24 protein-coding genes, 2 pseudogenes and 1 riboswitch are annotated in these 24,692 nt (G+C 63.4%); of the genes and pseudogenes, 10 read left to right on the top strand and 16 right to left on the bottom strand.

Going from position 1 to position 24,692, the window contains the following annotated elements; genetic code table 11:
* Positions 1–13 precede the first annotated feature (13 nt).
* From APH44_RS00615 to APH44_RS00605, 3 genes are all read right to left on the bottom strand, one after another.
* Entirely contained in the window at positions 14–1,258 is a 1,245-nt protein-coding gene (locus APH44_RS00615) for a saccharopine dehydrogenase family protein (RefSeq protein ID WP_054890748.1), read from the bottom strand.
* 31 nt (positions 1,259–1,289) lie between these two features.
* Positions 1,290–2,387, bottom strand: a complete 1,098-nt coding sequence (locus APH44_RS00610; protein ID WP_054890747.1) for a carboxynorspermidine decarboxylase — start codon at positions 2,385–2,387, stop codon at positions 1,290–1,292.
* Between the two features lie 295 nt (positions 2,388–2,682).
* Complete coding sequence (locus APH44_RS00605) at positions 2,683–3,078, bottom strand: RidA family protein (protein ID WP_054890746.1); 396 nt, start codon at positions 3,076–3,078, stop codon at positions 2,683–2,685.
* Positions 3,079–3,189: 111 nt separating this feature from the next.
* Between APH44_RS00605 and APH44_RS00600 the strand changes: the two genes are divergently transcribed.
* Together APH44_RS00600 and APH44_RS28860 are read left to right on the top strand one after the other, a co-directional pair.
* Positions 3,190–4,086 (top strand): LysR family transcriptional regulator, encoded by an 897-nt coding sequence (locus APH44_RS00600; protein ID WP_054890745.1) that lies wholly within the window; start codon positions 3,190–3,192, stop codon positions 4,084–4,086.
* A gap of 104 nt (positions 4,087–4,190) precedes the next feature.
* Positions 4,191–4,385, top strand: a pseudogene (locus APH44_RS28860) (helix-turn-helix domain-containing protein); the annotation flags it as partial.
* Positions 4,386–4,388: 3 nt separating this feature from the next.
* On the opposite strand, the gene APH44_RS00595 reads toward APH44_RS28860, so the two are convergent.
* From APH44_RS00595 to APH44_RS00585, 3 genes are all read right to left on the bottom strand, one after another.
* Positions 4,389–4,688 (bottom strand): hypothetical protein, encoded by a 300-nt coding sequence (locus APH44_RS00595; protein ID WP_054890744.1) that lies wholly within the window; start codon positions 4,686–4,688, stop codon positions 4,389–4,391.
* 85 nt (positions 4,689–4,773) lie between these two features.
* Positions 4,774–6,126, bottom strand: a complete 1,353-nt coding sequence (locus APH44_RS00590; RefSeq protein ID WP_054890743.1) for a GntP family permease — start codon at positions 6,124–6,126, stop codon at positions 4,774–4,776.
* Positions 6,127–6,237: 111 nt separating this feature from the next.
* Complete coding sequence (locus APH44_RS00585) at positions 6,238–6,777, bottom strand: gluconokinase (protein WP_054890742.1); 540 nt, start codon at positions 6,775–6,777, stop codon at positions 6,238–6,240.
* A 195-nt stretch (positions 6,778–6,972) separates the two neighbouring features.
* Between APH44_RS00585 and APH44_RS00580 the strand changes: the two genes are divergently transcribed.
* The 3 genes and pseudogenes from APH44_RS00580 to APH44_RS30585 all read left to right on the top strand — a co-directional run bounded on the left by APH44_RS00580 (position 6,973) and on the right by APH44_RS30585 (position 9,439).
* Positions 6,973–7,992: a LacI family DNA-binding transcriptional regulator gene (locus APH44_RS00580; RefSeq protein ID WP_054890741.1), complete on the top strand. Its 1,020-nt coding sequence runs from the start codon at positions 6,973–6,975 to the stop codon at positions 7,990–7,992.
* A gap of 127 nt (positions 7,993–8,119) precedes the next feature.
* Positions 8,120–8,902: pseudogene (locus tag APH44_RS30590) on the top strand (PAS domain-containing protein); the annotation flags it as partial.
* A 42-nt stretch (positions 8,903–8,944) separates the two neighbouring features.
* A complete protein-coding gene (locus tag APH44_RS30585; protein WP_370672098.1) occupies positions 8,945–9,439 on the top strand; it encodes a methyl-accepting chemotaxis protein in 495 nt (164 codons plus the stop codon).
* Here APH44_RS30585 and APH44_RS00570 read toward each other — a convergent pair.
* The 7 genes from APH44_RS00570 to APH44_RS00540 form a co-directional block, all read right to left on the bottom strand.
* Positions 9,414–12,689, bottom strand: coding sequence for a transporter substrate-binding domain-containing protein (locus APH44_RS00570; RefSeq protein ID WP_054890739.1), 3,276 nt, complete (start codon positions 12,687–12,689; stop codon positions 9,414–9,416). The genes APH44_RS30585 and APH44_RS00570 overlap by 26 nt on opposite strands.
* Positions 12,690–12,700: 11 nt before the next feature.
* Entirely contained in the window at positions 12,701–13,315 is a 615-nt protein-coding gene (locus APH44_RS00565; RefSeq protein WP_054890738.1) for a response regulator transcription factor, read from the bottom strand.
* 221 nt (positions 13,316–13,536) lie between these two features.
* The gene (locus APH44_RS28855) at positions 13,537–13,788 is read right to left on the bottom strand and encodes a DUF1272 domain-containing protein (protein ID WP_081255245.1); all 252 of its coding nucleotides are present in this window, start codon (positions 13,786–13,788) and stop codon (positions 13,537–13,539) included.
* Positions 13,789–13,851: 63 nt separating this feature from the next.
* Positions 13,852–14,604, bottom strand: a complete 753-nt coding sequence (cobM, locus tag APH44_RS00555; protein WP_054890736.1) for a precorrin-4 C(11)-methyltransferase — start codon at positions 14,602–14,604, stop codon at positions 13,852–13,854.
* Between the two features lie 31 nt (positions 14,605–14,635).
* A complete protein-coding gene (locus APH44_RS00550; protein WP_054890735.1) occupies positions 14,636–15,031 on the bottom strand; it encodes a cobalamin biosynthesis protein in 396 nt (131 codons plus the stop codon).
* On the bottom strand, positions 15,031–15,720 hold the full coding sequence (locus tag APH44_RS00545) for a CbtA family protein (protein WP_054890887.1): 690 nt from the start codon (positions 15,718–15,720) through the stop codon (positions 15,031–15,033). The genes APH44_RS00550 and APH44_RS00545 overlap by 1 nt, the downstream gene beginning before the upstream one ends.
* 10 nt (positions 15,721–15,730) lie before the next feature.
* Complete coding sequence (locus APH44_RS00540; RefSeq protein WP_054890734.1) at positions 15,731–15,916, bottom strand: CbtB-domain containing protein; 186 nt, start codon at positions 15,914–15,916, stop codon at positions 15,731–15,733.
* A 97-nt stretch (positions 15,917–16,013) separates the two neighbouring features.
* Positions 16,014–16,237: riboswitch (cobalamin riboswitch) on the bottom strand.
* A 169-nt stretch (positions 16,238–16,406) separates the two neighbouring features.
* On the opposite strand from APH44_RS00540, the gene APH44_RS00535 reads away from it, so the two are divergent.
* On the top strand, positions 16,407–17,138 hold the full coding sequence (locus APH44_RS00535; RefSeq protein WP_054890733.1) for a hypothetical protein: 732 nt from the start codon (positions 16,407–16,409) through the stop codon (positions 17,136–17,138).
* A 15-nt stretch (positions 17,139–17,153) separates the two neighbouring features.
* Here APH44_RS00535 and APH44_RS00530 read toward each other — a convergent pair whose 3' ends face one another.
* Positions 17,154–18,038, bottom strand: a complete 885-nt coding sequence (locus APH44_RS00530) for an alpha/beta hydrolase (protein WP_054890732.1) — start codon at positions 18,036–18,038, stop codon at positions 17,154–17,156.
* A gap of 191 nt (positions 18,039–18,229) precedes the next feature.
* Here APH44_RS00530 and APH44_RS00525 point away from each other — a divergent pair, with 191 nt between their 5' ends.
* From APH44_RS00525 to APH44_RS00510, 4 genes are all read left to right on the top strand, one after another.
* Entirely contained in the window at positions 18,230–19,315 is a 1,086-nt protein-coding gene (locus APH44_RS00525; RefSeq protein ID WP_054890731.1) for a metal-dependent hydrolase, read from the top strand.
* Complete coding sequence (locus APH44_RS00520) at positions 19,264–20,031, top strand: TraX family protein (RefSeq protein WP_256216361.1); 768 nt, start codon at positions 19,264–19,266, stop codon at positions 20,029–20,031. Before APH44_RS00525 ends, APH44_RS00520 begins: the two co-directional genes overlap by 52 nt.
* A 28-nt stretch (positions 20,032–20,059) precedes the next feature.
* Positions 20,060–20,971: a LysR family transcriptional regulator gene (locus APH44_RS00515; RefSeq protein ID WP_054890729.1), complete on the top strand. Its 912-nt coding sequence runs from the start codon at positions 20,060–20,062 to the stop codon at positions 20,969–20,971.
* Positions 20,972–21,075: 104 nt separating this feature from the next.
* Positions 21,076–22,056 carry an LLM class flavin-dependent oxidoreductase gene (locus tag APH44_RS00510; RefSeq protein ID WP_054890728.1) on the top strand — a complete coding sequence of 327 codons (981 nt, stop codon included), beginning with the start codon at positions 21,076–21,078 and terminating at the stop codon, positions 22,054–22,056.
* A gap of 51 nt (positions 22,057–22,107) precedes the next feature.
* On the opposite strand, the gene APH44_RS00505 is transcribed toward APH44_RS00510, so the two are convergent.
* Positions 22,108–23,502 carry an efflux transporter outer membrane subunit gene (locus tag APH44_RS00505; protein WP_054890727.1) on the bottom strand — a complete coding sequence of 465 codons (1,395 nt, stop codon included), beginning with the start codon at positions 23,500–23,502 and terminating at the stop codon, positions 22,108–22,110.
* Positions 23,503–23,518: 16 nt separating this feature from the next.
* Positions 23,519–24,283 carry a helix-turn-helix transcriptional regulator gene (locus APH44_RS00500; RefSeq protein ID WP_054890726.1) on the bottom strand — a complete coding sequence of 255 codons (765 nt, stop codon included), beginning with the start codon at positions 24,281–24,283 and terminating at the stop codon, positions 23,519–23,521.
* Between the last annotated feature and the right edge of the window lie 409 nt (positions 24,284–24,692).

The raw sequence follows: 24,692 nt of genomic DNA, 5'->3' as shown, positions 1-24,692 counted from the left end.
TTCTTTTTGCTGCTTAGGCTTCAGCGTCCCATGGACGATCGCCTTTTTCATCCTTGACGCGGGTCGGCAGGCCCATCACGTCCAGCGCCTTGAGGAACGGCTCGGCGGCCAGTTCCTCGACGTTGACCATGCGCCCGGCATCCCACTCGCCGCGGGCGACCAGCAGGGCTGCGGCCACTGGCGGCACGCCAGCGGTGTAGGAGATGCCCTGGCTGTCGGTCTCGGCGTAGGCTTCTTCGTGGTCGGCGACGTTGTAGATGAACACTTCGCGTGCCTGGCCGTCCTTGGTGCCCTTGACCAGATCGCCGATGCAGGTCTTGCCGGTGTAGCCCGGAGCCAGGGATGCTGGATCGGGCAGTACGGCCTTGACCACTTTCAGCGGCACGACTTCAAGGCCTTCGGCGGTCTTGACCGGTTGCTCGGAGAGCAGGCCGAGGTTCTTCAGCACGGTGAACACGTTGATGTAGTGTTCGCCGAAGCTCATCCAGAAACGCACATTGGGTACGTTCAGGTTCTTCGAGATCGAATGTACTTCATCGTGACCGGTCAGGTAGAGGTTCTGCGAACCCACCACCGGGAGGTCGTCGGTGCGCTTGACCTCGAACATGGAGTTGCTGGTCCACTGGCTGTTCTGCCAGCTCCATACTTGCCCGGTGAACTCGCGGAAGTTGATTTCCGGGTCGAAGTTGGTGGCGAAGTACTTGCCGTGGGAACCGGCATTGACGTCGAGAATGTCGATCGAATCAATGCGGTCGAAATACTGCTGCTGCGCGAGTTTCGCGTAGCTGTTCACCACACCCGGGTCGAAGCCGACACCGAGAATGGCGGTAATGTTCTTCTGCTGGCACTCCTCGAGATGCTTCCACTCGTAGTTGCCATACCAGGGCGGGGTTTCGCAGATCTTGCCCGGTTCTTCGTGAATCGCGGTATCGAGATAGGCGACACCGGTATCGATGCAGGCACGCAGCACCGACATGTTGAGGAAGGCGGAACCGACGTTGACCACGATCTGCGATTCGGTCTCGCGGATCAGTGCCTTGGTCGCCTCGACATCGAGGGCGTTGAGCGAGAAGGCCTGGATGTCTGCGGGTACCTTGAGGCTACCCTTGGCCTTGACGCTGTCGATGATGGCCTGGCATTTGGAGATGTTCCGTGACGCAATCGCAATACGACCGAGTTCGTCGTTATGCTGTGCGCACTTGTGGGCCACCACCTTGGCGACACCTCCTGCACCAATGATAAGAACGTTCTTCTTCAATTTATCCCTTGCTCCTTACTGAAAGCCGGTCTTACGACAGGCTGGAAACGTAGTCTTCGAAACCGAACTCGCGCTTGACCTCGACGCTGCCGTCGAGCTGTTTGACGACGATGGCCGGCATCTTCAGACCGTTGAACCAGTTCTTCTTGACCATCGTGTAACCCGCCGCGTCGATGAACGACAGGCGATCGCCGATGGCCAGAGGACGATCGAATTGGTACTCGCCGAAGATGTCGCCGGCCAGGCACGACTTGCCGCAGACCATGTAGGTGTGCTCGCCGTCGTTGGGGGCCATCTTGGCGTTGAGGCGGTAGATCAGCAGGTCGAGCATGTGCGCTTCGATGGAGCTGTCGACCACGGCCAGGTGCTTGCCGTTGTAGAGCGTGTCGAGCACGGTGACTTCCAGCGAGGCGCTGTTGGTGATCGCTGCTTCACCGGGCTCCAGGTAGACCTGCACGCCGTACTTCTCGGAGAAGCCTTTCAGGCGGGCGCAGAACGCGTCGAGTGCATAGCCTTCGCCGGTGAAGTGGATGCCGCCGCCGAGGCTGACCCACTGGACCTGGTGCAGCAAATGGCCGAAGCGCTCTTCGATGTGCGAGAGCATCTTGTCGAACAGGCTGAAATCACCGTTTTCGCAATTGTTGTGGAACATGAAGCCGGAGATCGTGCCGATCACCTTTTCGATCTTTTCCGGATCCCATTCGCCCAGGCGGCTGAACGGACGCGCCGGGTCGGCCAGCAGGTAGTCGGAGCTGCTTACCTGCGGGTTGACGCGCAGGCCGCGGGTCTTGCCTTCGGACTGCTCGGCGAAGCGCTGGAGCTGGCCGATGGAGTTGAAGATGATCTTGTCGCAGTTCTCCAGCATTTCCTCGACCTCATCGTCGGCCCAGGCCACGCTGTAGGCGTGGGTCTCGCCAGCGAACTTCTGGCGGCCGAGCTTGAGCTCGTAGAGCGAGGAGGAGGTGGTGCCGTCCATGTACTGCTCCATCAGGTCGAATACCGACCAGGTGGCGAAGCACTTGAGGGCGAGCAAGGCCTTGGCGCCGGAGTGTTCGCGCACGTAGGCGATCTTCTCCAGGTTGCCCAGCAGCTTGGTTTTGTCGATGAGGTAGTACGGCGTCTTGATCATTTCAAAGGCCCCCGGCCAGGCCGGCCAAAAAAAGGACACGCATTGTGCCTTCACTTGCCGCATATCGAAAGGGCGTGATGCGCATTTCGTCCGAGCTCGCAGGCTGCGGGCCGCGTGAGGGGAGTAGAGCAGGGGAATGTGACTGTCTTAATCGTTGTGGAGGCAGATGGCCCTATCGCGGGACAAGTCGGGGCGCCGAACCGCCGCTCCCATAAGTGACACTGCAGTATTCAGCAGTTGCGGCGCTTTTGTAGGAGCGGGCTTGTCCCGCGATAGGGCCATCTGCCTCCCTACATCACTGCGGCAACCGCGCCACCACCTTGATCTCGAAATCGAAGCCGTACAACCAGGTTACCCCGACAGCCGTCACCGTTGGGTAAGGTGCTGGCCCCCAGAATTCAGCGCGCACCAAGTCCCAGATGATCTGGAACTTGTCTTGTGGGTCGACGATGAACAGGGTCACGTCCTGCACGTCAGCGAAGCTGCAACCGGCGGCGGCGAGAATCGCCTCGAGGTTGGCGAAGGCCCGGCGCACCTGGTTTTCCAGGCCCGGTTCGGGTGAGCCGTCCTCGCGGCTGCCAACTTGCCCGGAGACGAACAGCAAGCCATTGCTGCGCACGGCGGGGGAGTAGTGATTGATGTCGTACAGGGCCTGACGGCCAGCAGGGAATACAACGTCGCGTTGGTTCATGGTGTTTTCTCCATCAGGGGGTGATTGGGCGACTGTACGAGCCCAGACCTGTCCGATAAACGTGCGAGTCTGGTTATCATTGTTTGTTGATTCCAAACAATCGAGGCGCTGATGGACCGGTTCGACGCAATGCGTGCCTTTGCCCGGGTGGTAGAGGCGGGCAGCTTCACCAAGGCTGCAGAGACGCTGCACATGAGCCGCACCAGTGTGACCCAGCTGGTACAGCAGTTGGAAACCCGCCTGCGCGTGCGCCTGCTCAACCGTACCACGCGCAAAGTGAGCGTGACCCGCGATGGCGAGCAGTTCTACCAGCGGGTGTTGCGCCTGTTGGCGGAGCTCGAGGATGCGGAGAGTAGCCTCAGCGGCGCTGCCGGCCTGCCGCGTGGCAAGTTGCGGGTCGATGTACCGAGCCCGTTGGCAAGCCTGGTGCTGGTGCCGGCGCTGCCGGACTTCCATGCCCGCTACCCGGACATCCAGATCGACATGGGCGTCAGCGATCGTATCGTCGACATCATTGGCGAGCATGTCGATTGCGTGGTGCGCGGAGGCGAACTGCTGGACCAGTCGCTGATGGCGCGCAAGGTTGCCGACCTGCAGTTGGGGGTGTATGCGGCGCCGGCTTACCTCGAACGCCTTGGCACCCCTGCCCACCCTTCGGACCTGGAGGGTTCTGACCACCGTACGGTAGGTTTTCTCTGGGCACGTACCGGCAAACCGCTGCCCTATGCCCTCGTTCGCGGCACCGAGCGGCTGCAGGTCCGCGGCACCCAGGTGCTGGCGGTGGACGATGGCAACGCCTACCTGGCGGCCGGGGTGGCTGGGCTTGGGGTGCTGTGGCTGCCGGACTACATGGCCCGCGCGCCACTGGCCAGCGGTGCGCTGGTGCGGGTGCTCGAAGATTGGCAGTTGGAGCCGATGCCGTTGTACGTCGCTTATCCGCCGAATCGACATGTGGGCGCGCGGTTGCGGGTGTTCATCGACTGGGTGGTGGAGGTAATGGGGCGCTGATCAGGGCCTTTCCCGACCGGATAGAGCGCGCGTTGGCGGTCAGGCAATACCGCCGGTCATGCTGGGGCTCAAGCACACCTTGCAGCCGCTTCATGGCTCATCACGCTGTCTACGAACCCCAACGCCCCGAGGCTGGAGCCAGCCTGCCCGACATGGAGCGCGACAGGGTCTACCGAAGCCTTGAGCGCACCGACCGGAATGTCACCAAGTCGGCACGCTTGCTGGGGCCGTCACGCGGCATGCTCCGCTACAAGATCGAAAAGCTGGGGTTGAGCAGGCCTGACAAGCGGCAGTGGTGACCGTCAGGGCTTGCCACTGCCGCCCTGGCCACCATTACCCTCCGAGCCGCTGCCGTCCATGCCGGGCAGGTCGCGGTTGTCGTTCTGCCGGGCCGGCGGGCTTTCCGGGTCGTTGCCCTGGATCCGCGGGTCGGTATCGCGCGGCATGGGTTTTTCAACCGGGTTGAGGGTGCTGTCTACACCAGGCTGTGGCGCGGGGTTATGCGGATCGTCCGGGTAAGTGGTGCCGGTGCCAACCGCCATGGCCAGTGGTGAGCAGAGCAGGGCGGCGAGCAGGCAGGTACGGGTCAGGGATCGCTTCATGGGGCAAACTCCTTTGCGCAGGACAGGGGCATCTTTCTCTTGGGCCCCGTCCTGCTCAGCAAGGTGCCATCACCCCGACCGACGGTCACACCACCATCGACAGCAGCATGATGAAGATGATGCCGACCACGGACAGGATGGTTTCCATCATGCTCCAGGTCTTGAAGGTCTCGGCCACGGTCATGTTGAAGTACTGCTTGACCAGCCAGAACCCGGCGTCGTTGACGTGGGACAGAATCAGCGAGCCGGCGCCGGTGGCCAGTACCAGCAGCTCACGGTTCACCCCCGGCACCAGTTCGATCACCGGCGCGACGATACCGGCGCCGGTGATGGTCGCCACGGTTGCCGAACCTGTTGCGATGCGGATCACCGCCGCCACCAGCCAGGCCAGCATGATGGGTGAAATTTGAGCCTGCACGGCCATCTGTCCGATCACGTTGCCAACGCCGGTGTCCACCAGCATCTGCTTGAAGCCGCCGCCTGCACCGACGATCAGCACGATCGCCGCGGTGGGCGCCAGGCTCTGGTCGAGCATCTTCATGATCTGCTGGCGGCTGAAGCCGCGGGCCGAACCGAAGGTGTAGAACGCCAGGAGCAAGGCGGCGAGCAGCGCGGTGATGGGGTGGCCGATCAGGTCCATCCACTGACGCACGATATGGTCGGTGGGCAGCACCACGTCGGCGAAGGTCTTGAGCAACATGAGCGCTACTGGCAGCAGCACGGTGACCAGCGTGATGGTGAAGCTGGGCAGGTTTTTCTGGTCGGAGTCACGGGCGATCTGGTCCATCAGCTCCTGGGACGGGTTGCCCGGAATGTAGCGGGAGATGAAGTTACCGAACAGCGGCCCGGCGATGACTGCAGTAGGCAGCGCCACCAGCAGGCCGTAGAAGATGGTCTTGCCGATATCGGCGTGGAAAATGCCGATCGCCAGCAATGGCCCAGGGTGCGGCGGCACCAGGCCATGCACCACCGAGAGCCCTGCCAGCAGCGGGATGCCGATCTTCACCAGCGACACCCCGGAGCGGCGTGCGACGATGAATACCAGCGGGATCAACAGCACGAAGCCGATCTCGAAGAACAGTGGGATGCCCACCAGGAAAGCGGCGAACATCATCGCCCAATGCACTTTCTGCTTGCCGAAGGCTCGGATCAGCGTCTGTGCGATCTGGTCGGCGCCGCCGGAGTCGGCCATCAGCTTGCCGAGCATGGTCCCCAGCGCCAGGACGATGCCGACAAAGCCGAGCACGCCGCCGAAGCCGTCCTGGAACGATTTCATGACCTTGGCCACCGGCATGCCGGAGGTCAGGCCCAGGAAGCCTGCGGCCAGGGTCAGTGCGACGAAGGGGTGGACCTTGAAATGGGTGATCAGCAGGATGAGCCCGACGATGGTAACGAGCGCGTCGAGCAGCAGGTAGGTATCAGTAGCCAGTCCGAACATGGTGTCTATGCCTCGGTCTTGTCGTTGTTGTAATGGCGAAACTTGAGTGAACTTTTGACGCCCGCAGGCGTCGGGACAGCGCTGTCTTTGGTGAGCCGGAAAACCGCCGGATCAGGCAGTTCGCGCCAGGTGCCGGTCACCGCAGGGCTTTAGCCAGTCGTGCACGGATTCGGCAAGTGCTTCGATCGGACGCGTGGCGTCCAGCGCCAGCGTGAGCGGTTCGCCACGCGGCGATTCGAGGGTCGCGAACTGGCTGGTGATGAGGCTTGCCGGCATGAAGTGGCCGGGGCGTGCGAGCACGCGTTTCTCGGCCTCTTCAGGGCTCAATTCGAGAAAGACGAAGCCCAAGCCTGGCACGGCTTGGCGCAGAGTGTCGCGGTAGCGGCGCTTGAGCGCCGAGCAGGTGAGGATCGGGCGTTCGCCGGCCTGGAGAATGGCCTGCAGCTCTTCGCCCAGGCGTACCAGCCAACCGGCACGGTCGTTGTCGTCCAGGGGAATGCCGGCGCTCATCTTCTGGATGTTTTCGGCAGGGTGGAAGGCGTCGCCCTCGATCAGGCGTCCACCGCTACGCGCAGCAACGGCCTGGCCGACGCAGCTTTTGCCGCAGCCTGCCACGCCCATGACCACGATGGCGCAAGGGGAAAGGTTCATCGGTACCTCCTGCGGGGTAAGACAGCGCTGTCTTGCTCTCGACGAGCAGTGGTGCAAGCGCCACCCTCCCGGGTGTTATTGATCTTGTGATACGCAGTATGGATGCTGCGGCAATTATTACGTTGCCTGCGTCCTGAGACAGCGCTACCTTAGTGACCGTTCCCACTTCTTGCAAGTAGTAAAATTACAACATTCATGACCCGCACCGGCTCCCGCACCACAGGTCGTCCCACTCTGGCCGAAGTCGCCAGGCTTTCAGGGGTTTCTCCCATTACCGCTTCGCGCGCGCTGCGCGGCGTCAGCACGGTTGCACCGGAGTTGGTGGAAAAGGTCATTGCCGCCGCAGCGAGCCTGGGGTACGTGGCCAACCCGGCCGCCCGTGCCCTGGCATCGGCACGCAGCCAGTCGGTGGTGGTATTGATTCCATCGCTGTCCAACCAACTGTTCATCGACACGCTGGAGGCGATTCACGACGTGATGCGTCCTCGCGGGTTGGAGGTGCTGATCGGCAACTATCACTACGACAGCGCCGAGGAAGAGAACCTGATCCGCAACTACCTCGCCTACCAGCCCTGCGGCATCCTGCTGACCGGTTTCGAGCGCAGCGATGCTTCGCGGCAGATGCTCGCAGCCAGCGGCGTGCCCTGTGTCCACATGATGGAGCTTGGCGGGGAGCCGGGCGCGCTGTCGGTGGGGTTTTCGCAGCAGCAGGCGGGTCGCGCCGCCGCTCGCCACCTCATTGAGCGTGGCCGCAGGCGCCTGGGCTTCATCGCGGCGCAGCTCGATCCGCGGGTGATGCAGCGCGCCGAGGGGTTTCGCCAGGCGTTGACGGAGGCCGGCTTGCAGGCACCGGAGCTGGAGATGCTGGACCCACAACCCTCATCGATCGGCCTTGGTGGCGAGCTGTTCAGCCGTTTGCTGGCCAAGGCACCGGATGTCGACGGCCTGTTCTTCTGCAACGATGACCTGGCTCAGGGCGCGGTGCTCCAGGCATTGCGCCAAGGTGTCGAGGTTCCGCGGCAGGTGGCGATGGTCGGCTTCAACGACCTGCCGGCTTCGGCGCACATGGTGCCGCGCCTGACCTCGATCCGTACGCCAAGGGCCGCTGTGGGGCGCACTGCCGCGCAGGCGCTGTTGAGTCTGCTCGACGGCAAGCGGGTCGTTGAGCAGCAGCAGGACATGGGCTTCGGGTTGGTGGTGCGGGAAAGCACCTGACCGGACGTGGATACGGTCGAAGTCGCCTTCGAAACCGCCTAATCACAAGGTGATATCAGATCGCTTGCATGGCGGCGGGGCCCATCTATGCTCAGGAAACCCCTGCGCGCACAAGGAGGCCCGGCGCATGTTCGAGTACCATCGCAAGTCCGACCTGATCGAGATTCAGCGTAGCCGCCAGGCACTGGCAGGCATGGAAGCCAAGTTGGCCGCGATCAGTCGCTCCATGGCGATGATCGAGTTCGCCCCGGATGGCACCATCCTCGACGCCAACGACCACTTCTGCGCAACGATGGGCTACAGCGCCGATGAGATCCGCGGCAAGCACCACCGTCTGTTCTGCGACCCAACCTATGCCAAGAGCGCCGAGTACCAGCAGCTATGGCATGAGCTGGGGCAGGGCAAGGCGATCAGCGGTACGTTCGAACGTATCGACAAGTCCGGGCGCGAGGTGTGGCTGGAGGCGAGCTACATGCCAGTGCTCGATGATCAACAGCAGGTTACCAGCGTGATCAAGGTCGCGGCCGACATCACCCGCAGGGTCAACGAAGAGCATGAGAGCGAAAGCCTGCTCAAGGCCATCGGTCGCTCGATGGCGGTGATCGAGTTCACCCCCGAAGGGCGGGTGATCACCGCCAACCAGAACTTCCTCGACACCATGGGCTATCGCCTGGAGGAGGTCACGGGGCGTCATCACGGGTTGTTCTGCCTGCCCCATGAGCGTGAATCGCCCCAGTACCGGGAGTTCTGGGCATCGCTCAACCGGGGCGAGTATCACTCCCACCGCTTCGAACGGGTCAACAAGCAAGGCCAGACGGTGTACCTGGAGGCTTCCTATAATCCGATCTTCGATGGCAAAGGCCGCCTGTACAAGGTGGTCAAGTTCGCCAGCGACATCACCAATCAGGTCAGCACCCAGCAGAGCGCGGCCGATGCGGCTCACGCAAGCTCCGTGCAGACCGACGCCTGCGCGCGCAAGGGAACCCAGGTGGTGCAGCAGACGGTGCAGGTGATCGAGCAGATTTCCGAGGAGCTCAACGACGCGGCGCGCAGCATCGATGCGGTGAGCAAGCAGTCGGAGCTGATCGGAAAGATCGTCCTGACCATTCGCGGGATTGCCGACCAGACCAACCTGTTGGCACTCAATGCCGCCATCGAGGCCGCCCGTGCCGGTGAGCACGGGCGCGGTTTCGCGGTTGTGGCTGACGAGGTGCGCAGCCTGGCGGCGCGGACCAGCAAAGCCACGCTGGAGATCGTCGAGGTGGTGCGACAGAATCACGACCTGTCACTGACGGCGGTGGCCAGCATGCAGTCGAGCCTGTCGCGCACGGGGTTGGGCGTGGAGCTGGCCAACGAGGCCGGTACCGTGATCATGGAGATCCAGCAAGGCTCACGTCACGTGGTCGATGCGATCAGCCAGATCAGTTCGACCCTGCAATTGCATTGAGCCCCTCGCGCAACTGATGCTCCAGGCCCTGGAGGTTTGCCTCCAGGCGTGCGAGCAATGCATCGCTGGGCGCTCCATCGGCCAGTGCCTGTTCCAGCGTTTCGCAATCGCGGACCACCCCCCTGACCTTGAGCATGCGCGCACCGCCTTTGATCCGGTGCACCAGCGTTTTCACCTGCGCCGATGTGTGGCCCGGCGCCAGTTCGCGCAGGGCCTGCAGATCTTGCGCGGTGCTCTGGGCGAGTTGTTCGAGCAGGCGCCGAGTCAGCTCCACGTCGTCCTGGGTGAGATGGCGCAACTGAGCAATGTCGAAACCACTGTCTGGCGGTGCATTTTTGGGGGGCGCTGCCTCGGTGGTTGGCGCCTGGGGCAAATGGGCCTTGAGGGTGCGCAGGTCGATCGGTTTGAACAGGCACTCGTCCATGCCATCGGCCAGGCACTGTGCCTTGGCTTCGGCCTGGGCGTTGGCCGTGACGCCGAGGATTCGGCAGGGCTGGGCACCGCGTTCGCGTTCCAATGCGCGGATGCGTCGTGTCAGCTCGTGGCCATCCATGACGGGCATGCTGCAGTCGGTGATCACCAGGTCGAACGCTTCGGCCTGCCAGAGCGCCAGGGCCGTCTGGCCGTTTTCAGCCAGGCGCACCTTGTGCCCGAGAGTGCATAGTTGCTTTTCGAGGAGCATGAGGTTGGCTGGGTAGTCATCCACGACCAGGATATGCAAAGGACCGGCCTGGGTAGTGTCGCCGAGTAGTTCGGGCAGGGGTTGCGCGACCAGGGGCTCGGCGCTCGGCAGCGACAGGCTTATATCGATTCGGGTGCCGACGCCCTGCAGGCTCTGCAGTTGCAGGACGCCGCCCATGAGCTGGCACAGTGTACGGCTGATGATCAGGCCCAGCCCGGCACCATGGCGTGCGCGCTGGCCGTCGAGTTGAGCGAAGGCCTGGAACAATTTGGTCTGATCGGCTTCGCTGATGCCGATGCCGCTGTCTTGCACCTGCAGTTCCACCTGCAGGACACCTTTGGTGTGCGCTTGCACGATCAGACCGACTTCGACCTGGCCTTGCTCGGTGAATTTGATCGCATTGCTGAGCAGGTTGGACACCACCTGGCGTAGCCTTACCGGATCGACAGAGGCCCAGATCGGCGACTCCGGGAGCCTGGTTTGAAGCGTCAGCCCCTTGACCTTGGCATTGGCTTCGAAGGCGCGTACGGTCGAGCGGACGAGCTCGACCAGGTCGGTGGCTACGGGCTGCAAGACCATGTGCCCGGACTCGATGCGCGAGATGTCGAGGATATCGCCGATCAGGTCGAGCAGGCCGAGTGCGGCATCGTGTGCAGTCTGCAATCCCTGCGGGTCGCTGTGGCCTTGACGGTTGTCTTCGAGTGCCAGTTCCAGCAGCCCGATCACCGCGTTCATGGGGGTGCGGATCTCATGGCTCATGATTGCCAGGAAGCTGCTTTTGGCCTGGCTGGCACGCTCGGCATCCTCCTTGGCTTGGCGCAACTGTTCGAGCAGGCTGCGGCTGAGCGTGAGCTGCGCCTGCAGCGCCCTTTGTGCCTCGCTGCGCTGGTGGATCAACTTGCGTAGATAGCCGTTCCAGAACACCACGCCGGCCAGCAGCACTGCCGAAAGCACCAGCACCTGCAACGCCAGCGAGCGGTAGTTGCCCCACAGGCTATCGCTGACGATGGTGCTGGTGCGCCAACGGTTGATCAATTGGTCCAGTTCTTCCGGCGGGATACTCAGCAACGCCTTGTCCATGATCGACTGCAATTGCGGCAGATCGGGCGCCACGGCAAAAGCTATTGCTGTCTGGCTGTCGTCCTGCAAGCCGGCGATGCGCAACCTGTCCTTGAACACATGAGTCAGGTAGTAGGACGCGCTGATGTTGCTGATCAGCGCGACGTCGGCATTGCCCTTGGCCACCGACTCCATCATCGCCAACGTGTTGTTGGCCTCGACCACATGAGCCTGCGGATAACGCTGGCGCAGCGCGACCTCCTGGGAGCCGTCACGCACCAGCGCGATGCGTTGTGCGTCCTGTGGGCCGGCCTGCGTGCTGGTGTGGCGCACGACCTGCACGTTGGGGCTGACCAGGTAGGGGCGGGTGAAACGCACGCGCGATGCGCGCGACGGGCTGTAATCCAGGGCTCCGACCATCTGTGCATCACCCCGTGCCACCTCATCGACCATGGCCGCTACGGAGTTGCGTTCAACGATGTCGAAACGCAGGCCGGTGCGCAAAGTGATCTGTTTGAGAACGTCCAGTGTAATGCCGTTGGGTTGCTGCTGGGTGTCGTTGAATGTGATTGGTGCAAAGCTCGGGTTGATCAGTACCCGTATCCTGGGGGCTCTGGCCAGCCAGCGCTGTTCTTCATCGGTGAGCGTGGAAAGGCGACGCTGCAGGAGCAGGCTGGTGTTGCCACTGGACCAGCGGCGCAGGATATTCAGGCGCTCGCTGTCGGTAATCCTCTGTAACGCCTGGTCGACCAGGCTGAGTAGCCTGGTGTTGTGTTGGTCCAGTGCGAAGGCGAAAGCGCCTGCGGGTGCCTGGACGAAATGGTCGATGCGCACCAGGCCTTGATAGGCTCGTCCAATGGCGAAGTCCGAGCTGATGGCATCGCCGATGTAGGCATCGGCATCACCCTGCGCCACTGCGCTGAGGCCTGCGTAGGTCGAGCTGTAGAGGATCAGCTGCGCCTGGGGATACAGGGTTTGGACGGCCGTCTTGGGCAGGTAGTGATCGACCATGGCCAGGCGCAGGCCGGCCAGATCTTCACTGTGCAACTGGGGGCGGTCCTGACGTGTGACGATCACCGGAAGGTCGTCGGCATAGGTCTGGCTCAGGGACAACTTGGCATCGGCTGCTTCGAAGCCGTTGGAGCTGCCAAGCAGGTCGATCTGCCCCTGGTGCAGGGCTTCGATGGCCGCCGTGCGACTGGCAAAACGGCGTACTTCGATCGGCATGCCCAGCTGCTCGCCGATCAGGCCAGCATAGTCCGCACTCAACCCTTCGTAGTCGTTTGGGCTGACATTGATTTCAAAGGGGGGGTAGTCAGGACGCGAACTGCCCAGGACCAGCACCTTGCGCTCGCGCAGCCACTGGCGGTCGCTGTAGCTCAGCGGCAGCGCGACACTGGCACTGATCGAGCGAGCCAGCAAGTGTCGCGGTTCGCTTTCACCAATGACGGCGCCCGATACCAGCAGGGCCGCCGCTGCCAGTAGCAGGCCGCCAAGGGTGTGCCTCATGGTCGCGAGGCTCAGTTCACTTGGTTGCGTTTGGCCAGGTCGACCATTTCGACCAGCGACTCGGTCTTGAGTTTTTCTCCGATTCGACCGCGGTAGGTGCTGATGGTCTTGGCGCTGAGGTTCATGGCCGTCCCTATGTACTTGTTGTTCTCTCCCCGCGCGAGCCTGCGCAGGACTTCCATTTCCCGGTTCGACAGGCTGTTGAGCCTCACCGTTTCCGATTCCAGAGTGCTGCTGTTCACCGACATCTGCGGAAAGGTCGAATAGCCTTTGACCAGGGCCTTGAGCGCGAACAACAGGGCATCGAGGTCTTCGTCCTTGTTGACGAAAGCCGAGATTCCGGCATCCAGGCAGCGACGGACGTAGAGATCAGAGGACTGCCCGGTGAGTACCATGATTTTTGGCGCAGGATCGAGCAATTGCAAACGCTTGATCACTTCCATGCCATCCAGGCCCGGTAACCCGATATCGAGAATCACCACTTTCGGCGCAAGCTGACGCGCCATCTGTACGGCCTCGATGCCATTGCCCGACTCACCGACAACCTCAAAGCGTTCCCGCTCGAGCAGAATACGCACGGCGAGGCGGACGGTAGGGTGATCATCGACCATCAGTACGGTGGTCATTGGAAAACTCCTGTACGAAGTAATGTTCGTTCCTGACGTTATCCAGGAATGCGTCTGTAGGGCCAATCTGGCTGCGGGCACGATACGTCCATCAGAACGCTTTGATAATGGCGAGTATAGGCGTGTGGAAAAAGCCGCCATTTGCTGGTGAAAAGTCCTACAAAAGAAACTAGGGGCGAGGGGCGATGAGGCCCTCGCCGGCAGGCGTGGGGTGAGGGCGCTCAGGTCGGGCGCGCACAGGCGGGATGCGGTTTGTTCACACGATGCGTCGAAGCGGGATTGTTGAGCAGCGCGGTACCGAGCCGTGTCGGGCGTTGCAGCAATTGTCCCGCGCAATTGGGGCATTGTCCCTGCAGATGCTGTTCAGCGCAGCGGCGGCAGAAGGTGCACTCGAACGAGCAGATCAGCGCGTCCAGGGTGTCGGGGGGCAAATCGGCATCGCAACATTCGCAATTGGGGCGTAGCTCGAGCATGGCGCAACTCCGGTGTGGACAGAGATGCGCCAGTGTCGGTCGCTGGAAGCTGGCTGGCAATCCTCAGTCGGCGGGGCGATACAGATGGGCGTGGCCGGCGCGGTACAAGGCCGAGTCGGCAAACGGTGCATCGCCAAGAACGTGGCCGACGAGAATCAGTGCCGTGCGCCGGAAGCCTTTGTTGGCAACACCCTCGACGATATCGGCGAGACGGCCCCTGACCCAGTCCTGGTCCGGCCAGGTGGCGCGGTGGATCACTGCCACCGGGCAATCCGCCCCATAGTGCGGCAGCAGTTCCTCGACGATGCGCGGCAGATGGCGTACTCCCAAGTGAATGGCCAAGGTACTGCGGTGGCGCGCCAGGTCCGCCAGTTGCTCGCCTGCCGGCATCGGCGAGCGCTCGCCGTAGCGGGTCAGGATGACGGTCTGCGAGATGTCCGGCAGCGTCAGTTCGCAGCCGAGCAGGGCGGCGCTGGCGGCTGTGGCGGTAACGCCAGGAATGATCTGGTAGTCGATGCCCAGTTCACGCAGGTGGCGGATCTGTTCGCCAATGGCGCCGTACAGGCTCGGGTCCCCGCTGTGTACACGGGCCACATCCAGGCCTTGGTCATGGGCTTCGCGGATTGCGCCGATGATCTGCTCCAGGTGCAGTTCGGCGCTGTTGATCAGGGTACTGGCGGTATGACCTTCGAGTACCGCGGGCGGTACCAGTGAGCCGGCGTAGATGATCACCGGGCATTGACGGATCAGGCGTTGGCCCTTGACCGTGATCAGCTCCGGATCGCCGGGGCCGGCACCGATGAAATAGACCGTCATGGCAAGTCCTTGAACGTGAAATGAAGTGCGATTATCCGTTGCTGGCCAGCGCCAGGGTAGCGTCACCGAGCACCTGTCGGGTGACTGTCAGGATCGGCGAGCGCTGACCCTCGCTCGCCGCCAGTGCCAGCGCCGCGCTTTCTGCCACTCCCCAGCAGCCGGTGGTGTTGAAGGCCATTTCGGAGCGGTGGCTGAGCAAGGGCAGGAAGGGCTGCAGTTGCTGGGCGCTGTACAGCGTCAGGGGCAGGCCGAGCTGCTCGGCCAGTTGCCGCAGGCCGGGCTCCTGAGCCTTGAGATCGATGCTGGCAATACCCCGCAACGCGGGCAGCGTCAGGCCGTTGCTGGCCAGGGCAAGGTGCAGCAGGGTTTCCAGAACCGCCGCCGGGCAACCCCGGCGGCAGCCGAAACCGACATAGAGCGCGGCCATCAGGCCTGCGCGGAGCGGCGGTAGAGCCAGGCGCTCAGCAGACCCAGTGCGACCCAGAAGGCTGCGTTGGTCAGCCAGGAGGCAACCTTGAACTGTGCTTCCAGCGCTTCGGGCGCCAGGCTTTCATGCACCAGTGGCTGAGGGGCGCCGATCAGGTGCGGTACCACCAGCAGCGCTGCGCCAAGCACTTTGAGCAGCCAGTGCCGCGCGAAGACCAGCAACGCCAGGCCCACTGCAGTGGCGGCGGCGGTGCCGATCCACCAGGTCTGGCGTTGACCCAGATCGGCCGCGGCGGTGCCAGGCAGTTCGGGTGGCAGGCCCAGGGTCGGTGCCAGGCAGAACACGGCGAAGCCGCCCAGGCCCCACAAGGCGCCAGTACTGACTCGACCGGGTTCGCGCAGGCTGTAGAGTGCGGCAAGGATCAGCGCGAAACCGACTGCCACCACCAGGTTACCGCCGGTGGTCGACAGCACGCGCTGCCAGCCGTCTTCCGGTGACCAGGCTTCTGCACCGTGCTCATGGCCAGCGGCACTTTCACCGGCGTGCTCGTGCTGCTCGGTGGGGGCCGAGTTTTCATAGGTTTCGGCTTGAAGGATCAACGGAGCGACCCAGAAACTCTGCAATAGCGTCAGCAAAAGTGCGGCGAGCAGGCCACTGAAGCCTGCAGTGCGAGCGATACGCTTGATCATCATCGGACACTCAGTGGCAAGGGAAGGCGGCGCTGTGACGGGTATCGTGGGCAGCGTTGTGCACAGCCTCCAGGTGCGAGAACCCGGCGAAGTACACCAGGCACAAGCCCAGCAGGCTGGCGCCGACCGCAACGACGAGGCGCTGGCTGAGGCTGACGGAGGTGGCGATGCTGTGTTTGGCGCTGGTGACGGACATGACGCATTCCTCTGCTTTTTTCATGGGCGACAGGAAGCGCGGCAACCCCAGGCGAGAACCGCCCAGGGACATGCAACAGCGCCCGCCCACCGCGGGGTGTGATCACAAGACGTCGGGCCGGTCTCCGGGCTGACGAGCAGGAGCCTGGCTCCTGGGGAGAGCGTCACCTTCCCATGCCGCACTGCAGGCACAGTGGATCAGACGCTCGCTCGCTTACCGTTGCGGGGGCAGCACCGGACTTGCCAGACCCATGAAGAGCCTGTGACGCACCGGTTTCCCGTTTCACCCCTGCAAAGGGGCACCCTACGTAATGTATTAGGAGATCACGGCCACGCTTTGGTCGTCAATTCTTGTTACGAAATGAGCAAATGGGCGGGCTGAAAATCCTCAGTCAGCCTTGAACGTCGCACTTTTTTACATTCAGGGGCTCTATGCATGGCCAGGCTGCGCCGATTCCCGGCCCGGCCGCTGACCCTGGACCCCGGTGCAAATGCCTGTTCCTGCCTTTCGCCGCCATGCCCGCCTGTCATTGGTGGGTGTCTTGATCGCCCTGTGCGGGTGCACCGGGCAGCAGGGGCATGACGTATTCACCCAGTTGGGTAACGGGCATCCTGGCGAGCTGTTCCAGACCAGTGTCGACCGCATGGCGACCTTGTCCATGCGCGACAACCTGCAGAGCCTGTATCTGCTGATGAACAAGCTCTACCTGCGCAACCCCAGTCAGTGGAAGCAGTCCGGATACCTGGATGCCGCCACTGCCGAGCGCCAGATCCGCCAGGCCATCGAGCAGCGCCAGTCGTTGCCGCAACTGGGCGAGCGCCGTGACCTGGCGGCGCTGAGCTATGCCTTGAGCCCGGAGTTTCGCGGTGATCGGGTCGGTGCGTTCATCTATGCGATCGGCAGCATGTTGATTACCGCCCACGGTGGACGCACCGAGTTCTACATGACCGACGCCATTGACCCACTGTTCGTCAATAACGCCGCGCGCAACATCGAAAAGGCCACCTGGATGCTCGGTCAGCGCCAGGACGCCAATGGTGTGTTGCTGCTGTTTTCCAACGAGATCTCGGAAGAGGGCAGCAACCTGAGTTTTGCCGTCGAGTTCGGCAAGATCGTCGCACGCCTCGACCTGCTGGCGCAGATGCTCGATGAGCGCTACCGACGGATCGGCCTCAACTATGCGCAGAGCCTGCTGCTGATGAATTTCCTGCCCGTACAGTGATCATCGCCGCGGGCCTCAGAGCAAGGCTTCGATAGCGCGGCGATAGCGCTGGCCTGCCAGGCTCATGCTGTTGTTGTGGCTTGCCCCCGGCACCAGCAGCAAGGTCTTGGGCTGCTGCGCGGCCTCGAACAGCGCCTGGCTGAAGCGTGGCGGCACATAACGGTCGTCCAGGCCGTGCACCAGCAGCAGAGGTAAATCGATATCGGCGATCTTGCCCAGCGAGTCGAACTTCTGCGACAGCAGCCAGCGTACCGGCAGTGCGGTATCGGCCACCGATGCCGCCACGTCGCCAAGGGAGGTGAAGGTGGATTCGAGAATCAGGCCGCGCGCAGGTACGGGCTGGCCTTGCTGGCGTGCCTGGCGTGCGAGCTCCGACGCAAGCTCGACAGCGACCGCACCGCCCAGCGAATGGCCGAAGATCAGGCGCTTGCTTGGCACCGGCTGCAACTGGGCGAAGCGCTCCCAGGCAATTCGGGCGTCCTCGTATACCGTGGCCTCGGACGGCAGGTCGCCTTGGCTCTGGCCAAACCCGCGGTAGTCCACGGCCAGCACCGAATAGCCCATGGCGTGCAGCTGCTCGATGCGGAACAACTGACCGGTGAGGTTCCAACGTACGCCGTGCAGGTAGAGTATCGCTGGCGCATCGGCGCGTTTGGCCGGCCACCACCAGGCGTGCAGGCTCTGGCCGTCGGTGAAGCTGCGCGGGCGCAGGTCCAGCTCCTGTACGCCGGCCGGCAGGCCCCTGAACCAACTGGCCTGGCCCGGCTCGATACGAAACACCAGTTCGCGCTCCTTGTGCTGCAAGACCGCACAACCCGCGGGCAGGCCAACCACCAGCAAGGCCATGGCCAGCCAGGTGAGCCAGCGGCGTTTGAAGTGAGTGAGCAGGGTGTCGGTCATGGGTGTCATCAGGCGTGCTGGAAGTCGTCGTTTTTAACAGAAGCCATGGCCTCGCTGCAGGCAATTTTTCCCGAGCGGTGCTGACACATGTTTGCAAGCTGTTTCCCCGGCGCCCTCGAGGGGTTCTGCACGCTTGCCGCAGCGGGCGCCGAGGGGTAGGTTTCCCTGACCCTGTCGATGGAAGACTTACCTTGGACTCGATTACCCAAGCCGTACTTGGCGCCACCCTGCAAGGTACCGTGCTCGGCCGCATCCAGGGCCGCCGTTCGCTGTTGTACGGTGCCGCGCTGGCCACCTTGCCCGATCTCGATGTGGTAATCCGGTATGCGGACCCTGTTTCGCAGATGACCTATCACCGCGGTTTTTCCCATTCGATCTTCGTCCTTACCGGCCTGGCGCTGCTGCTGGCGTGGCTGGTGGCCTGGGTAGGGCAGAGGCGCTGGCCCGACAGAGGCTACCGTTGGCCCCGACTGTTCGTGGCGTTCTGGCTGGTGCTGGTCACCCATCCCCTGTTGGACGCCTTCACGGTCTATGGCACGCAATTGTTCTGGCCGCTGCCGTTCACTCCCGAAAGCTGGGCGGCAGTGTTCATCATCGACCCGATCTACACCGTGCCGCTGCTGGTAGCTGTGATCTACGCCGCGTGGCGGGGGCTGAGTGGCCGGGCGATACCCCTGATGGCGGCGGCTCTGCTGTTCAGTACGGCGTATCTGGGGTTCGGGCTGGCCGGACGCATGGCGGTCGAGCAGCGTTTCCATGAGGCCCTGGGCCGCCAGGGCGTTGTTGTCGATCATGTGCGGGCAGTGCCCATGGCCTTCAACAGCCTGGTCTGGCGGGTGCTGGCCAAGACGGCGGATGGTCATTACTACGAGGGCGTGAGCAGCGTTTTCGACCGCGAACCACCCGAGATGCAGCGCCTGTCGCTGAACCTGGTCGCCGCCAAGGTGCTCGAGGGCGTCGCGCTGCACGAGCGGCTGCGCTGGTTCACCGATGATTGGCTGCGTTATGACGTGGTCGGCGATGTGCTGGTGGTGACCGACCTGCGCATGGGCATTCCCGGTAACTACACCTTCCGTTTCCGCATGGCTCATCGCGACAGCCAGGGTCAGTGGGTGGTCGATACTCCAGCCAACTGGAGTGACGGTGCCGCGATGTTCAACGGCCATGACCTGGGGCTGATCTGGCGTCGGATCCTCCAACAGCAACCTCCGCTGCCCCTGGCGGCTTGGACCACACGCTACCTGAACCCCTCGCCGCAATCCGGGGTGGCGCCCTGAACGGCCGCTCGGCCGGGCTCGACCTGGTCAAGTGGACGGCGATCCTGAGCATGGTCGCCGATCATTTGCGCTACCTGTGGCCCAGTGCCGACGGGTTGTTCGTGGTCGGGCGCCTGGCGTTTCCACTGTTCTGCCTGGTGATCGCCTGTCATGTCTCACGCGCCGAGCCAGGCGCGCTGTACACGGCAGCCAACGCGCGCTACCTGAGCTGGATGCTGGCCTTCTCGGTACTTGCCGAGGGCCCGTACCGTTGGTTGGACAATGACTCGCAGACGCTCAATGTCATGCCCACCCTGACCCTTGGCCTGCTGGTCGCCTGGGGGGTAAAGCATCCACAGCCTGCTGCGCGCATTGTCGGCCTCGGTAGTGCCGGGCTGGCGCTGGTTTTCAGCGATCGACTGATGTATGGCCTGCCGGGGGTATTGCTGCCGGCGGCCTGCGTGATGCTGTGGTCGCGAAGTCGGCCCGGCTGGCTGGTGCCCTGTCTGCTGGCAATGGGCGCAAACCTGACCAACAGTTGGTTATGGGCGCATCCCTGGCAGCCCTTTTCCCTGCTGGTGCTGGCCACCGCGGCAATGGCGCTGCCATTGGGTTTGCGCATGCTGGCGTACCAGGGCGCCTCAATCGTGCCTGTGGGACGCTGGGCCTACGGGTTCTATCCTTTGCACCTGATGGCGATCAAGGCCTTGCAATACCTCGATCTGCCCCCATCCTAGGCAGCCTCGGATATCCAGGAACAGCTTCATGGAACCCAACCGCTTCGGCGACATCGCCGCCTTCGTCAGTGCCGTGAAGGTCGGCAGCTTCACCGCAGCCGCCGCGAGCCTGGGCCTGACCCGCTCGGCGGTGGGCAAGAGCATCGCGCGCCTTGAATCGCGCATGGCCGTGCGCCTGCTCAACCGTACCACGCGCAAACTGAGCCTGACCGATGAAGGCCAGGTCGCGTTCGAGCGTTGGCGGCAGATCCTCGAAGACCTGGACGAAGTCGAGACCACGATGGCCCAGCGCCGTGGACGACCGACCGGCACTCTGCGCCTGACTGCGCCGCTGTCGTTCGGCCAGCGTCATGTGCTGCCGATCCTGGATGTCTACCTCAAGCAATGGCCGGAACTGCGCGCCGATATCCGCTTCACCGACCGTTTCGTCGATTTGGTGGAGGAGGGGGTGGACGTTGCCGTGCGCATCGGTGCGCCCAAGGAGGACTCGCAACTGCTGACACGCACCGTGGCGTGGCAGCAGTTCGTCACCTGCGCTGCACCCGAGTACTTGCAGCGTCATGGGGTGCCCCAGGTACCGGCAGACCTGTATGGGCACGACAAGATCGCTTTTCTGGCGGGCGAGAAGGCCAGCCCCTGGCGCTTCCACACCAATGAAGGGCTGCACCTGTGCGAAGAGCCCGGGCGCTTGAACATCGACAGCTCCGAGGCCATGCTCGATGGCGCCCGCGCCGGGTTCGGGCTGATTCACCTGCCCACCTACATCACCGGCGACGACTTGCGCGCTGGAACGCTGGTCGAGGTACTCGCGGATTACCGGCCGCCAGCGGACCCGATTCGTATCGTCTACCCCAGCAAGCGCCATTTGTCGCCACGGGTGCGAGGCTTCATCGACCTGCTGGTCGCCCGCTGGGAGCACGGAGTGCCCTGGGAACGCTGATTGGGGAATGCAGGGACCGTGTGTAGGGCCCGTTTTGCGGTTTATCGCCCAGGCGTGGCCCTGGACACTGTGCAGTCATATCCGTCACGACTTATGGAGACGCCATGACTGCGTTGTCTGTCCTGGACCTGGTCATGATTGGCGAGGGCAAGACCCTGGCCGATGCGATCGAGGAATCCCGTCAACTGGCGCGCCATGTCGAGCAGCACGGCTACGCTCGATACTGGATCGCCGAACACCATGACATGCCCGGCATCGGCTCTGCCGCCACAGCGCTGGTAATCAACGAGATCGCCAATGCCACGCGGCATATTCGCGTGGGTGCCGGTGGCATCATGCTGCCCAATCATGCTCCGCTGGTGGTCGCCGAGCAGTTCGGCACGCTCGATGCCCTGCACCCGGGGCGCATCGACCTGGGGTTGGGGCGTGCCCCCGGCAGCTCCGGCCCGACCGTCCGTGCTTTGCGCGGCGTCGCGCCCGAGCGTGACTTTGCCCAGGACATCGCCGAGTTGCGCGACTACCTGGCCGACAACGGCCAGCGATCGGTGCGCGGGGTGCCGGGCAAGCACGAGATGCCGGTGTGGATATTGGGTTCCAGCCTGTTCGGCGCCGACCTTGCGGCACGGCTCGGCTTGCCCTACGCCTTTGCCTCCCATTTCGCCCCGCGCTACCTGCTGCAGGCCATCGCCCATTACCGCGCGAACTTCCAACCCTCGGCGCAACTGGCCAAGCCCTACGTCATGGTGGGCATGAATCTGTTCGCAGCAGCCAGCGATGCCGAAGCCGATTATCTCGCCAGCTCGCACCGCAAATGGATGCTCGATCTGCATGTCGGACGTCACGGCCTGCTGCCCCTGCCGCAGGAAGGTTATGTCGAGGGCTTGCCGGGCCATGAACGGGCGGTGCTGGAACAGGTGATGGCCTGTACCGTGGCCGGTGGGCCGCAGCGGGTGAGGGATGGGTTGCGCACACTGATCGAACAGACTGGCGCCGATGAGTTGATGATCGATTGCCGGATCCATGACCCCTTGGCGCGCTTGCGCTCCCACGCATATGCGGCCCAGGCCCTTGCCGACCTGGCCTGACTCGACCTGAGCGGCAGGCGCCAAGGCGCGGCCGCGGGCGACGGCCTGCCTTCAGTGCGCGTCTGTCCAGCCTCCCCCTAACGCGGCATAGAGGTTCACCTCTGCCAGCAATTGCGCCAGCCGGTCGTTGATCAAGCCCTGCTGGGCACTGAACAGCGAGCGCTGGGCGTCGAGAAAGGTCAGGCTGCTGTCCACGCCAATGCGGTAGCGGTTGCGGGCCAGGTCGTAGTAGCGCTGGGTGGAGGCCACCAGGTCGCGTTGGGCCACCAGTTGCCGCTCATAAGTGGCGCGCGCCGCGAGGCCGTCAGACACCTCCTGGAACGCGCCCTGAATCGATTTCTCGTAGCGGGCCACCTCGATTTCCTTTTGCAGGCGCGCATAGTCCAGGCTGGCCCGCAGGCTGCCGGCGGTGAACAGCGGCAGATTGATCTGCGGCTGGAACAACCAGGTACCGCTGCCGCCGTCGAACAGCCCGGACAATTCGCGACTGCTGGTGCCTGCGTTGGCGGTCAGGCTGATGCTGGGAAAGAATGCTGCCCGTGCGGCACCGATGTCGGCATTGGCCGCACGCAGCTGGTATTCGGCTTCCAGGATGTCCGGGCGACGTTGCAGCAGTGCCGAGGGCAGGCCGGGCGGCAAGCCGACGATCTGCTGCGAGGCCAGCGGCAGGCTGGGCGTACGCTCATCGAGGGGCGCGCCGACCAGCAGGGTCAGCTGGTTGATATCCTGGGCAACCTGGCGCTGGTAGCGGGCTACTGCGGCACGAGCGGTGTCGACGCTGGTCTGCGCCTGGATCTGCTGCAATGCCGACGCGGTGCCAGCGCGACGCTGACCCTGGGTCAGGCGCAGGCTTTCCTGGTCGGCGATCAGGGTCTGGCGTGACAGTTCGAGCAGCTCCAGGTCGGCTCGCCAGGTCATGTAGCTGCTCGCCACGCTGGCCACCAACCCCAATTGCACACTGCGCCGGGCCTGTTCGCTGGCGAGATAGGTCAGCAAGGCCTTGTCACTCAGGCTGCGCAGGCGGCCGAACAGGTCAAGCTCATAGGCGCTCACCCCGAGCGTGGCGGCGTAGGTCTGGGTGATGGCTCCGTCGCCGGTCCCGGTCATGCGTCGGGGCAGGTACTGGCGCTGGCCCTTGGCGTCGGCGGAGACCTTGGGCAGCAACTCCGAGCGCTGGATACGAAACTGCGCACGATAGGCTTCGACGTTGAGCGCTGCTACGCGCAGATCGCGGTTGTTGAGCAGAGCGTTGTCGATCAGTTGGCGCAGCCACGGATCCTGGAACACCTGGTGCCAGTCGTCGTGCTGGCGGCTGGGAGCTATGGCATCCTGGCTGGCTTCTCCCGGGAATCGAGGTGCGACAGGCAGGGCGGGGCGTTGATAGTCGGGGGCCAGGGTGCAGCCGGTCAGCAACACCGCCAACACGGCAGCAGGGTATCTAGGCATCGCGGGTTCTCTGGGGTCAGGCACCGGCCATCCATCTGGCCAGGCCGTGGCGGCCACTGACGCCAAGCTTGGCGGTGGCGCGTTTGAGGTAGGTTTCCACCGAACTGTTCTTCACGTTCAGGCGTTGGGCCATTTCCGGTACGGTGCCACCGGTGAGCAGCCCCAGGCAGACTTCCTGCTCACGGCTCGACAGTTGCACGGCTTCCTGGGCCAGGCGCTCGTCGAAGCCGTGGCGCAAGGTGTCGGGCGTCGCCGAACCTTCACCCTGCACGTGCACCTGGTGCTGTGCATGGTGTTCAAGCAGAGGGAGCAAGGTGTCGGAGAGGCGTTTGAGCAGCGACAGTTCGCCGAGGGAAAAGGCCATCTGGCTGGGCAGGCGATGGAAGCAGATGACCCAACGGCGGTCGCCATTGCACGACACCAGATTGCACTGGTGAGCACTGGATTGCGGGTTGCCGGTGACGTGAGGCGCCTTTACCTGAATGAGCAAGGGATCGTTCATCTGCAGGATGTTCTGCAGCAGCGGGTGGTTGGGCTGATCAGGTGGAGGAAACTCCTGGGCAAGTCCCGCGCCGCCCAGCACCTTGACCCGACTGACGCCGGTCTGTCGGGCATCCAGGGTCCACTCGCTCAGGTCGAGCCGGTGCACTGGCACCAGGCTGTCCACCAGCCGGAGCATGCGCTCGGCAAAATGATCCTCGCCGGTGCTGGCGATCAGCTCTCCCAGTTGCAGGTAGAGGCGCGCGTCGTGGTGATGTTCGAGGCTGCGGGTCAGCTTCATGTCCTGTTCATCCTTGAATCGGGTACTGCGCAGGCGGGGTGGCGAATGGCCTTACGCCTTGGCCGGTCGAGGGTGGCGCTATTCAAGCCTGGGCCTGGCGCCTGCGTCTGTAGTGGAAACCGGGGACAGAAAATGGCATCAAATCGGACAAAGTGGGGGGATGATTCGGACAGACTAAATGCAGATGTTTCGGCAGTAGTCGGCAAATTGACGTCATAAAGCTGCTGTTGCCATCACGTTTGCCACGGTTGGCCCTGCGGGTAGGCTATCGAAGGGGTTGATATGTAGCTGATTTCCTACAGAAAAATCAGCGACCGAGGATGCTCGGGCGACTGTCCGGGTTTCCGGGGCCATACAGGGTAGGGAAGCGATGCTTGAATCCGCGGACGATCAACGGAGAAGGACCCTC

The organism is Pseudomonas sp. NBRC 111143, assembly GCF_001320965.1.
Taxonomy (GTDB): domain Bacteria; phylum Pseudomonadota; class Gammaproteobacteria; order Pseudomonadales; family Pseudomonadaceae; genus Aquipseudomonas; species Aquipseudomonas machongensis.
This window is presented reverse-complemented; position numbering and strand designations above follow the sequence as displayed.

What these genes read in the sequence shown, in the direction of transcription:
- APH44_RS00610 (WP_054890747.1), bottom strand. Translation starts at nt 2,387, where the DNA reads ATGATCAAGACGCCGTACTACCTCATCGACAAAACCAAGCTGCTGGGC.
- APH44_RS00570 (WP_054890739.1), bottom strand. Translation starts at nt 12,689, where the DNA reads ATGAGGCACACCCTTGGCGGCCTGCTACTGGCAGCGGCGGCCCTGCTG.
- APH44_RS00550 (WP_054890735.1), bottom strand. Translation starts at nt 15,031, where the DNA reads ATGGCCGCGCTCTATGTCGGTTTCGGCTGCCGCCGGGGTTGCCCGGCG.
- APH44_RS00540 (WP_054890734.1), bottom strand. Translation starts at nt 15,916, where the DNA reads ATGTCCGTCACCAGCGCCAAACACAGCATCGCCACCTCCGTCAGCCTC.
- APH44_RS00595 (WP_054890744.1), bottom strand. Translation starts at nt 4,688, where the DNA reads ATGAAGCGATCCCTGACCCGTACCTGCCTGCTCGCCGCCCTGCTCTGC.
- APH44_RS00535 (WP_054890733.1), top strand. Translation starts at nt 16,407, where the DNA reads ATGCCTGTTCCTGCCTTTCGCCGCCATGCCCGCCTGTCATTGGTGGGT.
- cobM (WP_054890736.1), bottom strand. Translation starts at nt 14,604, where the DNA reads ATGACGGTCTATTTCATCGGTGCCGGCCCCGGCGATCCGGAGCTGATC.
- APH44_RS00580 (WP_054890741.1), top strand. Translation starts at nt 6,973, where the DNA reads ATGACCCGCACCGGCTCCCGCACCACAGGTCGTCCCACTCTGGCCGAA.
- APH44_RS00515 (WP_054890729.1), top strand. Translation starts at nt 20,060, where the DNA reads ATGGAACCCAACCGCTTCGGCGACATCGCCGCCTTCGTCAGTGCCGTG.
- APH44_RS00600 (WP_054890745.1), top strand. Translation starts at nt 3,190, where the DNA reads ATGGACCGGTTCGACGCAATGCGTGCCTTTGCCCGGGTGGTAGAGGCG.
- APH44_RS00500 (WP_054890726.1), bottom strand. Translation starts at nt 24,283, where the DNA reads ATGAAGCTGACCCGCAGCCTCGAACATCACCACGACGCGCGCCTCTAC.
- APH44_RS28855 (WP_081255245.1), bottom strand. Translation starts at nt 13,788, where the DNA reads ATGCTCGAGCTACGCCCCAATTGCGAATGTTGCGATGCCGATTTGCCC.
- APH44_RS00530 (WP_054890732.1), bottom strand. Translation starts at nt 18,038, where the DNA reads ATGACCGACACCCTGCTCACTCACTTCAAACGCCGCTGGCTCACCTGG.
- APH44_RS00590 (WP_054890743.1), bottom strand. Translation starts at nt 6,126, where the DNA reads ATGTTCGGACTGGCTACTGATACCTACCTGCTGCTCGACGCGCTCGTT.
- APH44_RS00565 (WP_054890738.1), bottom strand. Translation starts at nt 13,315, where the DNA reads ATGACCACCGTACTGATGGTCGATGATCACCCTACCGTCCGCCTCGCC.
- APH44_RS00505 (WP_054890727.1), bottom strand. Translation starts at nt 23,502, where the DNA reads ATGCCTAGATACCCTGCTGCCGTGTTGGCGGTGTTGCTGACCGGCTGC.
- APH44_RS00585 (WP_054890742.1), bottom strand. Translation starts at nt 6,777, where the DNA reads ATGAACCTTTCCCCTTGCGCCATCGTGGTCATGGGCGTGGCAGGCTGC.
- APH44_RS00510 (WP_054890728.1), top strand. Translation starts at nt 21,076, where the DNA reads ATGACTGCGTTGTCTGTCCTGGACCTGGTCATGATTGGCGAGGGCAAG.
- APH44_RS00545 (WP_054890887.1), bottom strand. Translation starts at nt 15,720, where the DNA reads ATGATCAAGCGTATCGCTCGCACTGCAGGCTTCAGTGGCCTGCTCGCC.
- APH44_RS00605 (WP_054890746.1), bottom strand. Translation starts at nt 3,078, where the DNA reads ATGAACCAACGCGACGTTGTATTCCCTGCTGGCCGTCAGGCCCTGTAC.